The sequence below is a fragment of the Pseudomonas sp. AA-38 genome (assembly GCF_029457475.1).
Classification (GTDB): Bacteria; Pseudomonadota; Gammaproteobacteria; order Pseudomonadales; family Pseudomonadaceae; genus Aquipseudomonas.
Window position 1 is genome coordinate 4,178,133 of the sequence record NZ_CP120359.1, and the last position, 15,245, is coordinate 4,193,377.

At 58.0% G+C, this 15,245-nt stretch carries 9 protein-coding genes; 2 read left to right on the plus strand and 7 right to left on the minus strand.

Translation table 11 applies throughout. The features are described 5' to 3' along the window. The first annotated feature begins 78 nt into the window (after positions 1–78). A complete protein-coding gene (gene gap / locus PVE35_RS19275; RefSeq protein ID WP_277372706.1) occupies positions 79–1,080 on the plus strand; it encodes a type I glyceraldehyde-3-phosphate dehydrogenase in 1,002 nt (333 codons plus the stop codon). A gap of 45 nt (positions 1,081–1,125) precedes the next feature. Here the strand turns inward: gap and PVE35_RS19280 are convergent, their stop codons facing one another. The 4 genes from PVE35_RS19280 to PVE35_RS19295 all read right to left on the minus strand — a co-directional run bounded on the left by PVE35_RS19280 (position 1,126) and on the right by PVE35_RS19295 (position 7,244). Continuing rightward, positions 1,126–2,115 (minus strand): Fic family protein, encoded by a 990-nt coding sequence (locus PVE35_RS19280; protein ID WP_277372707.1) that lies wholly within the window; start codon positions 2,113–2,115, stop codon positions 1,126–1,128. Next, the gene (locus tag PVE35_RS19285) at positions 2,112–3,410 is read right to left on the minus strand and encodes an McrC family protein (RefSeq protein WP_277372708.1); all 1,299 of its coding nucleotides are present in this window, start codon (positions 3,408–3,410) and stop codon (positions 2,112–2,114) included. Before PVE35_RS19285 ends, PVE35_RS19280 begins: the two co-directional genes overlap by 4 nt. Next, positions 3,407–5,185 (minus strand): AAA family ATPase, encoded by a 1,779-nt coding sequence (locus PVE35_RS19290; protein WP_277372709.1) that lies wholly within the window; start codon positions 5,183–5,185, stop codon positions 3,407–3,409. Before PVE35_RS19290 ends, PVE35_RS19285 begins: the two co-directional genes overlap by 4 nt. A gap of 448 nt (positions 5,186–5,633) precedes the next feature. Next, positions 5,634–7,244: a Fic family protein gene (locus PVE35_RS19295; protein WP_277372710.1), complete on the minus strand. Its 1,611-nt coding sequence runs from the start codon at positions 7,242–7,244 to the stop codon at positions 5,634–5,636. Between the two features lie 423 nt (positions 7,245–7,667). Between PVE35_RS19295 and PVE35_RS19300 the strand changes: the two genes are divergently transcribed. After that, positions 7,668–8,714 carry an NAD-dependent epimerase/dehydratase family protein gene (locus PVE35_RS19300; RefSeq protein WP_277372711.1) on the plus strand — a complete coding sequence of 349 codons (1,047 nt, stop codon included), beginning with the start codon at positions 7,668–7,670 and terminating at the stop codon, positions 8,712–8,714. Between the two features lie 296 nt (positions 8,715–9,010). Here the strand turns inward: PVE35_RS19300 and PVE35_RS19305 are convergent, their stop codons facing one another. Genes PVE35_RS19305 through PVE35_RS19315 form a run of 3 tightly spaced genes read right to left on the minus strand, consistent with a single transcriptional unit; the run spans position 9,011 to position 14,977 of the window. Further along, entirely contained in the window at positions 9,011–11,209 is a 2,199-nt protein-coding gene (locus PVE35_RS19305; RefSeq protein WP_150606127.1) for a DEAD/DEAH box helicase, read from the minus strand. Further along, complete coding sequence (locus tag PVE35_RS19310) at positions 11,184–12,479, minus strand: ATP-binding protein (protein WP_277372712.1); 1,296 nt, start codon at positions 12,477–12,479, stop codon at positions 11,184–11,186. The genes PVE35_RS19305 and PVE35_RS19310 overlap by 26 nt, the downstream gene beginning before the upstream one ends. Next, positions 12,476–14,977 (minus strand): TerB N-terminal domain-containing protein, encoded by a 2,502-nt coding sequence (locus PVE35_RS19315; protein ID WP_150606129.1) that lies wholly within the window; start codon positions 14,975–14,977, stop codon positions 12,476–12,478. The genes PVE35_RS19310 and PVE35_RS19315 overlap by 4 nt, the downstream gene beginning before the upstream one ends. Positions 14,978–15,245: the final 268 nt, after the last annotated feature.

The following is a 15,245-nucleotide window of genomic DNA, read 5'->3' on the forward strand; positions in this document are numbered from 1 at the left end:
ATACTGACATTCAAAGCGCTTGATTTCTAGTCTCATGGGAATAATCTTGTTTTAAAACAACAAACCGAGATCATCACCATGACACTACGAATTGCCATCAACGGTTTCGGCCGCATCGGCCGCAACGTGCTCCGGGCACTCTATACCCAGAACTACCGCGACAAACTGCAGGTCGTCGCGATCAACGACCTGGGCGACAGCGCGATCAACGCCCACCTGCTCAAGTACGACAGCGTACACGGCATTTTCGATGCATCGGTCGAGGTCGACGGCCAGAGCCTGATCGTCAACGGCGACGTCATCGCTGTCAGTGCCGTGCGCAACCCAGCCGAACTGCCGTGGAAGGCGCTTGAGGTGGATGTGGTATTCGAGTGCACCGGCCTGTTTACCGAGCGTGACAAGGCCGCCGCGCACCTGGCCGCTGGCGCCAGCAAGGTGATCATCTCCGCCCCGGCCAAGGGCGCCGATGCCACCATCGTCTACGGCGTCAATGAAGGCAGCCTGCGCGCCGATCAGCAGATCATCTCCAACGCCTCCTGCACCACCAACTGCCTGGCGCCGGTGGCCCAGGTGCTGCAGCGCGAACTGGGCATCGAAAGCGGACTGATGACCACCATCCATGCCTACACCAACGACCAGAACCTCTCCGACGTCTACCACAGCGATCCCTTCCGCGCCCGCTCGGCCACCCAGTCGATGATCCCCACCAAGACCGGCGCTGCCGAAGCCGTCGGCCTGGTGCTACCGGAACTGGCCGGACGCCTGACCGGCATGGCGGTGCGGGTGCCGGTGATCAACGTGTCGCTGGTAGACCTGACCGTGCAGGTGCAGCGCGACACCAGCACCGAAGAGATCAACACCCTGCTGCGCGCCGCCGCCGAGGGCTCGAAGGTACTGGGCTACAACCCACTGCCGCTGGTGTCCTGCGACTTCAACCACAACCCGCTGTCGTCGATCTTCGACGCCAACCACACCAAGGTGAACGGCCGCCTGGTCAAGGTGCTGGCCTGGTACGACAACGAATGGGGCTTCTCCAACCGCATGCTCGACACCTGCCTGGCGGCGTATGCGGCGGAGTAAGGACATCGACTGCCTGAAATCGGCAAGGGCTCGGGACGCGAGCCCTCAGGCTTGTCTGCGCCGATATCGCTGTGTCGGGCTGCGGGGTGATGCTGGGTCGGTCATTTCGATCAGCCCCGCGGCCAAGGCTGGATTAAGGTAGTTCCGAGTAAAGGTCGGACGATGTGATAACCCCAGACGCAGCATCAGCTCGCTGGATTTGAGCGCGACACCAGGCGGAAGAGCCTGCAGCAAACGCGCTACTTGATCGGTTACTTGATCGGTTACTTGATCGCTCTGACCAGCCTCGCTTAGTGCCTGGCGCAACGCCGCCAGCATGAACTCCACGAACGGCGTGGCCTCAGCCGCCTGATCGGCAGCGGCCAACGCAGCGTAGTAGGCCTCCTGCTGATCGCGGATCACCGTTTCCACCGGCAGATAGGCCAGCACCGGTCGCCACCGGCTGAGGATCAGGGTCTGCCACAAGCGCCCCATACGCCCGTTACCATCGGCAAAGGGGTGGATGAACTCGAATTCGTAATGGAACACACAACTAGCGATCAGCGGGTGCCAGTCACTCGCACCTAGCCAGCGCAGTAGGCGCTGCATCAATACGTTCACCCGACTGGCCGGCGGCGCCATGTGCAGCAAGCGCCCCTCACGATAAATGCCGACACCGCCACGACGGTAACGCCCGGCATCGTCAATCAGGCCCAGCATCAATAATCCATGAGCCGTCAACAGATCTGACTGGCTATGCGGCTGCCAGCCCGGCATCGCGTCATAGGCTGCGAAGGCATTGCGCACTTCCTGAATCTCCCGCGGTAGCCCCAGCACCCGCTTGCCCTCAAGCACCGCCGTCACCTGCTCGACACTCAAACTGTTGTTCTCGATGGCCAACGACGCCTGGATGGTACGAATACGATTACCGCGACGCAGTTGCGGAGTAAGCGCTGCTTGTTGCTGCGCAGCCAGACGCCCCACCTGCTCGCTGATCTCGGCAACCAGCGCCAGCATTGGCGCGGTCAGGGTCAGCGGCGGATGATACGAGCTCATGCGATCAACTCCACTGGTGCAGTAACAGGAAGCCCCGCTGACAGGCTGCCCAGCAAACAGTCAGCGTCCAGATCGAACGGTAGCACCCAAAGCGCCATGCCCTCCCCATAGTCGAACACCGGTAGCGCCTGCTCGAAGCGTGACCACCGGGGATAGATCAGGGCCAGACCAGGCACCTCGCCGTCTCGGCGGTATTTATGGCCATAGGCGAACAACTGGTAGAAGTCCCCCTGGCTCAGCTCGTAGTTCCTCTCCGGCTTGCCGGCATCGATACGCTTCCACTTGGTATCGAGAATCCAGCGTTGCCGGGGCGCATCGATCAGCAAGTCCGGTTTCAGGCGAAACATCTGCCCGCTGCTGTGCCCGCACAGATGCTGCTCGTTGGCTTGCGGCTGCAGTTGCACGCCGGGCTTCAATGCCTTCGCCAACCAACCCTCAACGTATTTCTCGAACAGCTTTTCCATCGGAAACAACAGGCTCACACCACGCCACTGGCCGCTCACGGCAAGCGGCATCTGCTGTTTGAGGATCAACTCGCACCAGGGCTTGACCGCCTGGTAATGGGCCATCAGCCGGTCACGACTCCAGGCACGCAGATCCTCGCTGACCTGCTGGCTGGCCGGCACCTCGACGAGCATGGCGCGCAACTCGTGAGCCAGGCGCCAGTTGGCGGCATCGCGGGTACTCTTGGCCACCTGTTGCAGCGCCAGCTTGAGCAAGCGGTTCTCGGCGCGATCCGGCAGGAATACGTCATGACGAATCTGGAAATGATGCTGACGCCCTGGCGGCTGACGCATCTGCGCCACCACGTCGAGCTGCCCCCGCAGAAACCGCTGTTCCTCTTCGATACGCCGATAGTCGAAGCGCATGCCGCGCTTGACCAGCCGATCCAGCTCCGCCAGAAACTGTCCCATCACCCACTCACTAAGCGGTGCATCGAACAACTCCAGGCTCGCCACCGAGGCTTCACGCGGTTTCAGCTGCAAGGCATGAGCGATGAGCTTACGCAGCAACGCGCGGCTCTTGCCCACGCAATCGCCCTGCTCGTGGTGCTTGGGCAGAATCTCCAGCCTCGTGCCGCAGGGTGTTTCCAGCACACCCACGTAGGAATCCCAGCGAAGATCGCAGCGCCCCTCAACCTGCAGCAGCGTGGCGCCACTGCGCTTGAAGCGAGCACTCTGCTCGCATAGCCACTTAAATGCACTGTCAGAAATCTGCGCGCAATCGAGGTCACCGTGAGCGACCTGTGCCGTGGTCAGGCGAGCATATTCACGCACCGTGACACATGGATTCACGCATCCGCCTCCACAGGCTCGGCAGCCGGCATCTCGCCTCCAACCTTGGCCCCGATGATCCCGGCATAGGCCGAAGGCCGCTCGAACGCCGCCTCATTGACTCGCCACGTCTGGCCTTGCGCCGGCACGCTGATGGAGCCGAACAGCGCCTCCATATTCTGCTCGCCCTGCACGACGAAACGATCCTGCTGCGGCTTGCGATGGTCGTTGAGCACCCACTGGATGCGCTGCCAATCCTCGAAGAAGTATTCCTGCAACAGCGGCAGAATCTGGTTGCGGAAGATCAGCGCGAGCGCGGCCAGCCCCTGCTCATCCGTAAAGTCCTTGTCTTTCAGCGGCATGAAATAGGCATGCCCCAGGCAATGCTCGCGATCGAGCAAGACCTCGATGCGCTGGTTCATCACCCACAGCAGTTCGCTGATCTCCACCCCCGCCACCTCGACGCCCTGCAACAGCTCGGGCCGTGGTGGCATCTCACGGAACACGAAGCGCCGGCGCAGGGCAATGTCCAGGCCTGCCAAGGAGCGGTCGGAGGTATTCATCGTGCCGATGATGTAAAGGTTGTCCGGCACACTGAATGGCTTACGCGAGTAGGGCAAAACGATGGGCAGGCACTCCTCGTGCCCCTGGCGTTTCGAGGGTTCGATCAGGGTGATCAGCTCACCGAAGATACGCGACACATTGCCCCGGTTTATTTCATCGATGATCAACACGTAAGGCTTGCGCGCCTGGCCATGGGAAGACGCCGCCGGGCTTGTCGGCAGCGCCGCCTTGATATGGTCAGCGATGCCTCTGACATAGCTTTCGCAATAGAGGTTGTCAGGCCGTACGCCATTGAGTAACTGGCGCACATGCTCGATGTTGGCGGGCAACTCTCGTTCGGATCTGGAGGCTTCGGGGATGCAGGTCAGCGTCGAGTTGCCATAGCGATGCTCGACCGAGAAGCGCTTGCCACGAGAGGTTTCCAGCGTGATCGGGGTTTCCGCCACCTGCTCGACGAACTGCTGCAGCAACTCGTCCAGGCTGGGCGTTCCGTCGACAGACTGGGCATCCGCCACGATCTGTTTAAACACTCCATCTTCCGGGCGATAGTGAATCTGCCCGTTCTCCGTGCTGGCACGCAGGCCCTCGATGAAGTCCTCATAACTGAAGCTCTGATGAAAGGTCACGAAGCGAATGCGCTTTTCCTCGACCAGCTCATCGAAGCGGTCTTTCAAGCACCTACGCGCCTGCGCATCGTCACCTCGATTGCTGGCGAAGCAAACCGGGTCGAGGATCTGCAAGGCATGATCGATGGTGGCGTAGGTCTTGCCCGTACCCGGCGGCCCAAAAAGAATCTGGTTCAAGGGTGGTTTGCCCATCTCCTCGATCACGCGCCCGTCCGCCAAACTCTCCACCTCCTCATCGTCAGGCTCTGCCACCTCAGCGGCTTTCCACAGATCGAAGCCATAAGCCAATACCGGCGTGTCACCGCGCCGTTTCATCAGCCGTGCATAAAGCTCGGCCTGAGTCACCTGCCTATCCGTCTCGCCTGCAATTTCAAGAAGACGCTTGTGGTTGTAGATCGGCAGCACGCAAGGGGCATCGGGATTCTGGTAGATGAACGCGACCTTCCACTTCAGCACATGCTCCAGATCGATGGCTTGAATGCGCTGCAAATCGCCTTTGCTGGCTGCTCGGGCAACCTCGACGAGACGTGAACGAATGGTGGCAAAGGCCTCATCGACAGAAGAGCCGTATTTCTTTTTCCAGGAATAGACTTCGCCGGCCTGCACATGAGCACGCGCCCCCTTGGGCTCATTCTTGCGTTCGTACACACCCAGCTTGGACGAGTCGCCCCCTTTTATCGAGCCAAGCAGCCGGCCTGGGCCGAACTCCAGCCAATAGGTGAAGGTATCGTGGTCACCGCTCTTGTTGTAGGTGCTCAAGTTCAGCTTATTCAGCGCTTGCAGCGGCCAACGCTGGAGAAATTCTTCCCAAGCCTGTTGCCGTTCATCAAATGTCGCCATGAGATCGTTCCTTAGTCTTTTGGCTGTCGAATCGGACGCGGTAAGCCCTGCTTACCAAGCCGTCGGTAGTTCTGCAGAAGGCAAGGCACGAAGGAGCATCCCTGCACTTCTGGCTGTTGGTTAAGCCACGGCCTGCTCGACCAGGGCTGTGGCCAGTTGCTCATGCACCTGGTGGGCCTGGTTAAGGCGGGCTGGCGCGACGCAAATCTCGCCATCAGCCGCCGCTGGGCTTGCCAGGTCGATATAGATCGATCACTGCCATATCAGCGCCATCCTCCTGAAATGCCTGAGAAACGGCATCGATGATCTCGGCCCATATCCCCGGACGTGTGAGGATCGGCATTTCTTTGGCCAGCACGTTGCTCAATTGGCCACTGTTCTGCTCGATGGAACGCAGAAGGCGATCAGCCTGGTGGTCGGGCATTTCGACCACCTCTTTCAATGCCGCACGTGCCCGCAGATGGCTGCGCAGGTAACGGGACTCTTCGCGCATCTGCTCACTCAGCGTCCGAGCGATGATGTTGGCGAGAAAGATCACATGCGTCCCGAGATCGGGATATCGCCACAGAGGTCTGGCCTGGTCGGCAGCGTGAAAAACGAAATTGGACACCACACCATCGGGGTAGGTGGTTTGCGTAAGCTCGAACTCGACATGCTCGCGCACGGCCAGCATCAAAGGCCTGGAGACTTCATCCAGCACTCGGTCATAACTGCGCCGCTCGCCCGCATCGTCCATGATCACCGCCGAGATGGGCAGGATCATTGGCTCCGGGATTATGCCGTCACGCCGCAGAATGTCGTTGACCAGAAAACGATGCACACGGCCATTGCCATCAGCCAGCGGGTGGATATACACGAAACCGAACGCGGCAACGGTACTGCGCATCACCGACGACTGCCCTTCGGTTCGCTCGAGGAACACACGCAGCCCTTCGAGCATCGCACCGACTTCAGAAGCCGTGGGCGCGACGTAATGCACAACCTCCTGGTAACGCAACGTCTCGCCCACGAACACGGGAGACTGGCGTATACCGAAATGCGCAATGACGGATCGATCTCCCAGTATTTCCTGCTGCAACGCAGCCAATGCCGCATCGCTCAATGGCACCTCACCCTGGCCGGTACGCCGCGCCATCACATCAGCGAAGCGCTGCACCCGGCCAACCCGATCACCCTCGCCTTCGATGGCGAAACTGGCCTTGCTCTCGCGCAAGGTCATCCATACCGCCGCTCGCAGCAGCAGCTCTTCACCGAACTCGTCCGTCAACTCTCCAAGCAAACGCGGAATATCCAGCGCAGCCGCTTGCTCCAGCGCTTCGGTCTTAACCACGATGGGACAAAATGCGCGCGTGCCGGGCAGGTTGTCGTTCACTCGCCAGCGTTGCACCTTGATCACTCGCTCAGCGCTCGCTGCAACCAGCTTCCCGGCGTCGATGGCATCAACGTAATTGCCCCCCAAACGCTCGGGCACCTGAAGAGCATCTCCAGTCAACCACTCATAGAGAAAGGCTGCACGGCGTGCGTACTGCCCGGTGGGCTCAGCCGTCACCCAGGTCTGGATGACCCCTGGCCCAGTCCGCTCGAACAGACGCGTCAGAAACTCCAGATGAGGAACCTCATGTCGCAGGTGAAACTGCAGGTGTGCAGCAGCCTCTGCATTCGGCCGCATGGACTCGGTATAGGTTTCCAGACGGACGCCTTCGCTTAGCAGAGTGGCGCGCCGCCCTCCCACCTGACTGATCACTGGCAGTTGCCCTAACGGCAGCACCTTATACGCCTGAGCCAACCAGGCGGCACCGATAGGATCTGCGGGCAGGTCATTCATAAGGCGACTCTCAGCACGCTCATGTCCATGCTCAAAAATGATGATAGAAGGATCATCCAGCCTAATAAGGATTAGGCAAGAAAAAAAATAGATATAAAGCGCCTTTTCTGCACAAAAATGATTATGAGCAATGAATAAGTTTGGTGCCAGAACAGGGGAAACGACCCAAAACCGAGCATAGAACCCAGGGCGCAGAGCCGAATATCGCGACGCGAAGTCCGATAACGCCAATTCGCTGTCCGTCTAAGCCCCCTTTTCCGTCCCTTACGCCCCTTATCGACCTGGCCAGCGCCTGAATAAGCTAGCCGGCACAGCATTGCGCTGCCTGATAACGACGCTCGCTCCATCGCGGCCAAAGCCCGCGCGCTCACGCGCAGGGCCGATGGCTGTGCGAACCGACCCGCGCCAAAGAGGAGTTACGCCATGGCTGATACCGTATTGGTCACTGGTGGCAGCGGCTATGTCGCCTGCCACCTGATCCAGCAATTGCTCGCTGCCGGCAACCGCGTTCATGCCACGGTGCGCAGCCTTGGCAATGCAGCCAAGCTGCAGCCGTTGCTGAATCTGCAGAAGGAATTTCCGGGGCGCCTGCATCTGTTCGAGGCCGACCTGCTGGCAAATGGGGCCTTCGATAGCGCCATGCGGGGTTGCTCGGTCGTGCACCACGTCGCCTCGCCATTTCTGCTCCCCGAGAAGATCAAGGATGGCCGCAGGCAGATGCTCGAACCAGCCCTGCAAGGGACTCGCAACGTGTTGGGCAGCGTGGAAAGAACCCCCAGCGTCACACGGGTGGTGATGACCTCCACCGTCGGGGCGATCTTCGGTGACTACATAGATGTCATGCAGATGCAGCGCCAGACCCTCTCGGAGGCCTACTTCAACAGCAGCAGCACCCTGGAAAACAATCCTTACCACTACGCCAAGACCGCAGCCGAAAAGGAAGCCTGGACCATCTGCGCCCGCCAGGATCGCTGGACACTGGTGACGATCAACCCCGGCCTGATCCTCGGCCCGTCGCTGACGCCTGCCTCGGATTCCGGCAGCCTGTTCCTGCTGGACGAGATGTTCAGGGGCTATTTCTTCTATGGCATGCCCGACCTGAGCATCACCACAGTGGACGTGCGCGAAGTGGCGCAGGCGCACATCGCCGCGGCCAACAAGCGCAACGCGCAGGGGCGCTATATCCTGGCGGAAAAACGCATGCTGTCCTTCGCCGAGGTGGCCAGGATCGTTCGCCCGCACCATCGCCGTCCCTGGATGCTCCCCACCTACAGCCTGCCCAACGGGCTGATCCGCCTGATCGGGCCGCTCTTCGGACTGGATGGCGACTACCTGCGCAAGCACCTGGGCATTCGCTTCGCCATCGACAACCAGCGCAGCATCGACGAACTGGGCATCACCTATCGCCCGGTCGAACAGACGCTGATCGAGCACTATCGCTGCTGGGAGCGCCAGCGCTCGGCTCGCTAAGCGAGCCCACTTATCCGAGCCATGAAAAAACCGGCCGAAGCCGGTTTTTTCATTTACCGCAGCGGGATCACTCCCACTCGATCATCAACAAGCCGCCTAAACCCAAGTGGTCAAAAGAATTTTGCGTGAACATTACTGGCCAACACCGTCATCATTACCGTCAGCGGCTGCTTCTAACTAAGAGGGTCATGAGACGACGTGGACATCACGCCGAATCGGTATGCTACCTGAATCTTCCCCCTTGGGTTTGCCAAAGACCAACCCTAATATCAAGGGCAAACACTTCGCGGTGCCCATCAAGCCGACAGCGACTTTGCAAGAGTCTTAGCTCCCTCGAAGTCCAAGTGCATTGTAGAGTACGAAAGCATGAGCAACGTAGGCGGAAGCGCCCAGTCCCATTTTTCCTGGGCCATGTTCTGTACGCTGCTCAAAACGCTTGCATCATCAATAGACCAGCCTGCTATCTCTTGCAGCTTCGCTTCAAGTGCAATCCGCTCCCCTAGGATCTCAATGACCAAGCCGGTATTTTCACTCGGAAGCCCTAGATGGGTCAGCAAAATGGCTAAGGCATCATTCGTCCAATCCCCTTGCCAGGTGAAAAGGTACGTCTTGTCAGCACTCTCGACCATGCTCGAGTTCGCTAAACCAAGCTCTGTAAATGAGCTACGAGCCTCTGCCAATAGCTTTTGAGCTTGGACATCGAGATATGGATAGGCCTCCGTCTCAAGTAGAACTGCTTTCATCTCTTGCCTGACACGGTCATGTACACGAGCTCCAAGACCATCGAAGGACGGTGGAGCGCCACCAGGGTCAGACCTCACAACAATAACCTTGGCCTCGTTATCTACGTCCATGACGCGCCAACGACGCCCCGCAAAGATGATGCGCTGGCCAATGGTCAGAGGCCTGGATACCGGTAATGCTCCAAGCGGCTTGCCATCACAAACCAGCCGAAATTCCTCGTTGCTTACGAAAGCGCTATAAAAATCGTAGTGGTTGACTAGGCGCTCCCCTAGCACACCGGGCAGCAGGAGACCCGAGGCCTCCTGAGTAATTAAATCGTGATCGCCTAGGGCCCGCAGCAAACTGAGGAAGCCATCTTGCTCCACCCCATTGAATGGGCCATTTCGAACCAGCACTCGCCATAGCTCTGCTGCCGTTGCCCCTCCTCGCTGGGCGATCACCGAGAGGCATTGTTGTACAAGCGTCGACATATGTACGCCCTGAACGCGAGGTGGCTCAAACCAACCCTGCATCAGCAGCCTGATCATAGCGATGCTCTGTACCAGGCCCTGGCGCAATCGATCTGATAATGGCGAGCCAGCCTTTAACTGCCGCTCCTTGCAATAGCTTCGGAGAATGGCCGCTTCACCGGGGCGTCGCCCAGATCGTCCTAAACGCTGACGGAGGCTAGCAACCGATGGCGGTGGCCCAATCTGCGCTACCGTTTTGATGCTGCCAATATCCACCCCAAGTTCCAGTGTCGTCGTGCAAACTGCAGTAGCAGGGCGGTCACCTGCTTTCAGGGCTTTCTCGGTTTCCTCACGGATGTCTTTGGCCAAGCTCCCGTGATGCGGCCAGAACTCGTTAGGAACGCCATCCTGCTCACAACGCCGCCGGAGGTTATCAGCGAACCACTCCACTTGAGAGCGGCTGTTGGGAAAGATCAGGTTGTTACTACCCCGCAATACCTGAAAGAGGTGCTCTGCAATCGCATGATCTGCAGAAAATACCTCTTCTCCCTCAGGCACCCCAGACACGTCCTGATGAGTCTCCTCATACCCTCTAATTTGAACCTTCAGTACCTGGCTAGACCCCTTCGACTCAATCACCGATACATACTGGGGCGCGCTGGGTCGCAGGAAGCCCGCAGCTAGCGTCATGTCTCCTAGTGTCGCGGAAAGGCCTACTCTGGGCAGAGGACGATCGATGACCAACTCAACGCGATGCATGAGCGACTGCAGCTGCTTACCTCGTTCACTACCAATGAAGGCATGCAACTCATCCACTATTAGGTAACGCAGATTAGCAAATAGCCCCGCCAGGCTGGTTCCCCTATTAACGAATAACGCCTCAAGTGACTCTGGAGTGATCAGCAGAATACCTTGTGGAGACTTTAGGAACCGATGTTTACGGCTTGCAGATATGTCTCCATGCCAAGCGATAACAGGCAGCTCTAGTTCATCGCAAAGCCTTTCCAGCCGATCCCATTGATCGTTGATCAATGCCTTAAGCGGACTGATATACAGCACTGCGCCGGGCGAGTCCTGATCCTGCAGGAGGTTAGTTAGAATGGGCAGAAAAGCAGCTTCGGTTTTCCCCGCGGCCGTCGCGGCCGCGATGATTACATCCTGATCAGCTCCGAGAAGGGCTGGAATAGCGCGTTCCTGAGCATCTCTCAGGGAAGTCCAGCCCTCAGACCAAATCCAGCGTTGGATTCTGGGTTCAAGCAGTATGAATCCAGCGGACTCAGAGCTGGAAGGTGGCAAGCTCATCATCAGCATCCACTTGGGTATCGGCTTCCCCGCCTCTATCCGGCGCAATTTCTACAGCTCCGAGAAGGCTTCGCCAGTCAGCACCAGGGTTCTGCTCCAGCACCGCTAGGAGGTTAATAAATGCTGTGATAGTCGTTCTCGGTGTTCGAAAGTATGCCTCTCCCAATCGCTGATTACAGTGCCCCATGAACAGCGGCAACGCCTCGTCAGGTAGCAAATACCGTTGACTGTCACCCCCGGCATAAACGTGACGTAATTTTTGAAGCAGCACGTAAAAGTCTTCGGGTGTCAGGCTGACGAGCCGGATAACCGGCCCGGAAAGATCCACCAACCCAGACTTGGCGAAGTTATTCTCAGCCAGACGCGACTGCAGGGCCGGATAGCTGTATAGGCCACGGCGGGTATCCATCAAAAACTCGGGCGTCCCCCCCAGCACAAAGCCTAACCCTTCAGCAGAGCCCTGCAATGAGTCGTTGAGGATGCGTAGGATCTGCTCATAGTTGGCGTTGCGAGCCTGAGTATTCGAGAGTTTGTATAGATTGACCAACTCATCAAGGCACACCATCAGACCACTAAAACCAGCCAATCGGACGAACCGAGCCAGCAGCTTGAGCTGATCGTAGACGGATGCATCGTCGACAATGGTTCGCACACCCAGCGCAGATCTCGCATCGGTTTTGGTGGTGAACTCGCCACGCAACCAACGAATCGCATCGGCCTTGAGCTGCTCGTTGCCTTCTTCAAAGCCCTTGTAGTAAGCGGCGATCACCTCGGCAAAATCGTAGCCATTGACCATCTCCGTCAATTGGGCGAGATGATCACGAATCACTACCTCAATATCTCTACCGGACGCCTTCGCCTCAGTCTTAGCTTGGGAGATGAACTTCTCGACGATTCCCTGCAAGGCTCCGCCATCTGGCTTAGTACGAGTAGCCATGTTCTTCGCAAGCTCGGCATAAAGCGAACGAGCTTGTCCGCCGGTTGCATGCAGACGGCGATCCGGATTCAAGTCAGCATGCATAGTGACGAGCTTGCGTTCCATTGCAATAGAGCGCACCAGGTTCAGGAAGAACGTTTTCCCTGCACCGTACTCACCGATCACCACTCGAAAAGCAGAGCCGCTCTCGGCCAGACGCTCAACGTCACGAATGAGCGCTTCAAGCTCACCGGCACGCCCGACCTGAATCAAGTGTTGACCTGCCCGCGGAACAACGCCAGCTCGCAGGGATTGAATGACCGCATCGCGATCCTTGGCTCTGATGCTGCTCATAGAGGTAGTTTTTCCATGATGTCTGGGTTGATTTCGAAAGGATCTTCACCTTCGGTAACGGGCATATCGAAGTGTTCGAAGGCCATGTCATTGATGTGCTCGAGAGCCCCATCAAGCATGAGGTCCATATCGCTCGCCACCGCCTCAAGCTCGTCTCGCGTCCATTCATTACGAGATACAAGCACGCGCAAGAAGGCGGACAGGTCGGCATCCAATCCGCACACGCCAGAGGAGTCTTCGCCTGCCTCCTCCAGAGAAGTATCCGGCTCAACAGACTCATCGACAAAGACTTGAGCCAACAGCGCTGAAACCTGTTCGGTTTCACGCTGCAGTTGGGCAATCCGCTCATGATCTAAAGTAAAGCCGCCCGGACCACTGGACTTGGTCGCGATTGAAATAGCCGGGACAACCTGCGATGAGCCAACAGGGCTGCCATTAGCAGCAATATGAAGGTCGCTGTACAACGATTGAGGATCTAACTGTAAAACCTTATAGACGCGCTCAAGCAGCTTCACCTCTGCAGGGCTTACCTCTCCATCCACTTGTGCCAAGTGGGCTAGGAACGATGCCACTGCCTTCTTCGCCGATTCGGCCAGCGGCTCCAACTTCTTCTTAAGACTCTGCAAAGTAGGAGGCTGGCTGAGCTGCAGACGCAGATGGGCTTTCAGCCTCTTTCGATGTGCACCGCTCAAGTGACTCCAAGAGTCGACATGCTGGGATAGCAGCATGATTTCCTTCGGCGAAGTGTCACCATCGGCGGCTGCCACAGCGCAAGCTAAATCCAACGTCACAGACGCTGCGCTATACGCCGGAGAAGACCGTAGATCACCATCTTCAACGGTGGTCGCGAAAAGCGCCACGTGGTCCTCGGACTTGGGCGTTCTGCTGCCAGCCAGCACATCCGGCTCCATACCAATGTGCAATGACTCCAAAGCCCGAGCTAGCGTGAGGACTTTGTCTCGCGACAAGGCCCCTGCGCTTTTCAACCGCCCCGCCAACTCGCTAAAACTCATGACCACCATGCCGTCGCCGATGCGTTGCTTCAACTCATCAAGCTCCAGCCGGGCACTCGCAGGCCAAAGGCTAATAGGTAGCTGCAGGAGCCCCTCAAGTGCATCTGTCGCACCGGGATTACGCCCCAGATAGCGGCTGTATGGCTCCAACTGCACCGTACATTCGTCGACCAGTTGCTGCAGTTTCTTCCGCGCAACGGAAGTGGCAGTGACATCCGGAAGCCCGGATAGACCACCCAGGTCCTGGGAAGGTAGCCCGGCAGAGGCGGTGTTGTACTGGAACTTCAACCGAGTCTTGTTCTGCGGGAGGACTATTCCTGCACCGTACCGCTCTTCGTAGCGCATGTGAAACAAACGGGCAAATGCATCCTCACAGCGAGTTACAGGGGTCCGCTTTCCGATACTGTGATCGGATAGCACCCAGGCCAATGCCCAGTTTGCCGGTAGCGGCTGCTTATCGACGGCCAACTGCCCCAAACCGATACGCAACTCGATAGGCATTTCATAGCCATAAGGCAAAGGTGCTGGCGGTGTTGCCAGATAGCGTCGAGCAGGCACCGTGCCCTGACGGAGGAAATCCACGAAGCGACTCGCATAATTGTTGAAGGAATGGTTGCCACCGTAAATGGAGAGCAGCCTTTCAACTTCAGCAATGATGGAAGGAATCTCGGCCACCGCAGTTTGATCCTTCTTTGCGTCGACAAAGGCCCTGCGCTCCAGACCATAGAAGAATAAAAAGACATAGCCGATGTTGGCATTCGGAGCCTTGCGGCCGCTGGACAGCCATTGAAGATAAGCGCGACGCGCCTCAGGGGAAATGCTGTCGTAACTCGGCCAATAGGACGTGAGGCGCTCAGCGATATCCACAACGCTTCGCGCCACCTTAAGTTTGGGGTTGATCAGGCTCGGTTCCGAGGAACCATAGCGGCTGTTCCGATCTTCGCCGACATAAACCATCCCGCCTGAGATTTTCTCTCCAGCTACCTCGATGAATTCGCCCTGAGATACCCAGCGTGCGTGCGTAGCGGCCAAATCAGCAGGCGCGGTCGGGATGCGATGAGACGGCTGTTGAGTCACCTCAAGCATTACGGTGAAGAGCCCAGAGCTGTCTGCCTTGTCAGGGAGTGGCACTGGGGCCTGATACGAAGCAACGCCCATAGTGCGAGTAGAAGAGCTCGGCTCCGAAGGAACCACCTCCACCTCGTCTAGAGAAAATGTCAAACCGCGGGACGGGAGGTCCCCGATAGAGTCTGACCGTGCGGCCTTCACAGACTTTACCGCGTGCCGCGGCTTGGTGGGGGAGGGAACCGAGGGTTTATCAGCGAACCTTACAATAAGCCATACACCAAAGCCGATAATCGCTACTCCAATCATCACCATCCAGGCCTGCTTTGGAATGGAGGCGAGCAAACCTAGCAGAATGGCGCCGATGATAAGACCTCCTGATGCCTTCGGTTTGACTCCTCCTCTGCGCTTCCTTGCCATCAAAACTACCCTCTGCTCAGTACAGGCCGAGTGCCAGTATCAAAGATTCTGACCTCAGAGCCAACTCTCCTTTACGCAAGAAGCTCAGAAGTCTCAAGCAATAGTAAATTAGAACTACGCCACAGTTGGTTGCCATCCTGAAACCCTCGGGCTAGAGTGCGCCCGTCGTGGTCAATCCCACGACCGGGTGTAGCAACCTGGGATACCAAGATGCGGCAGCTCCATAGCGCGTAGCCAGTGCCTCGGCACTGCGTTACCGCGTCTCTAT

Excerpts from the sequence above, each read along its gene's own strand:
- PVE35_RS19295 (WP_277372710.1), bottom strand. The coding sequence starts at position 7,244 with ATGAATGACCTGCCCGCAGATCCTATCGGTGCCGCCTGGTTGGCTCAG.
- PVE35_RS19310 (WP_277372712.1), bottom strand. The coding sequence starts at position 12,479 with ATGAGCAGCATCAGAGCCAAGGATCGCGATGCGGTCATTCAATCCCTG.
- gap (WP_277372706.1), top strand. The coding sequence starts at position 79 with ATGACACTACGAATTGCCATCAACGGTTTCGGCCGCATCGGCCGCAAC.
- PVE35_RS19305 (WP_150606127.1), bottom strand. The coding sequence starts at position 11,209 with ATGAGCTTGCCACCTTCCAGCTCTGAGTCCGCTGGATTCATACTGCTT.
- PVE35_RS19315 (WP_150606129.1), bottom strand. The coding sequence starts at position 14,977 with ATGGCAAGGAAGCGCAGAGGAGGAGTCAAACCGAAGGCATCAGGAGGT.
- PVE35_RS19300 (WP_277372711.1), top strand. The coding sequence starts at position 7,668 with ATGGCTGATACCGTATTGGTCACTGGTGGCAGCGGCTATGTCGCCTGC.
- PVE35_RS19280 (WP_277372707.1), bottom strand. The coding sequence starts at position 2,115 with ATGAGCTCGTATCATCCGCCGCTGACCCTGACCGCGCCAATGCTGGCG.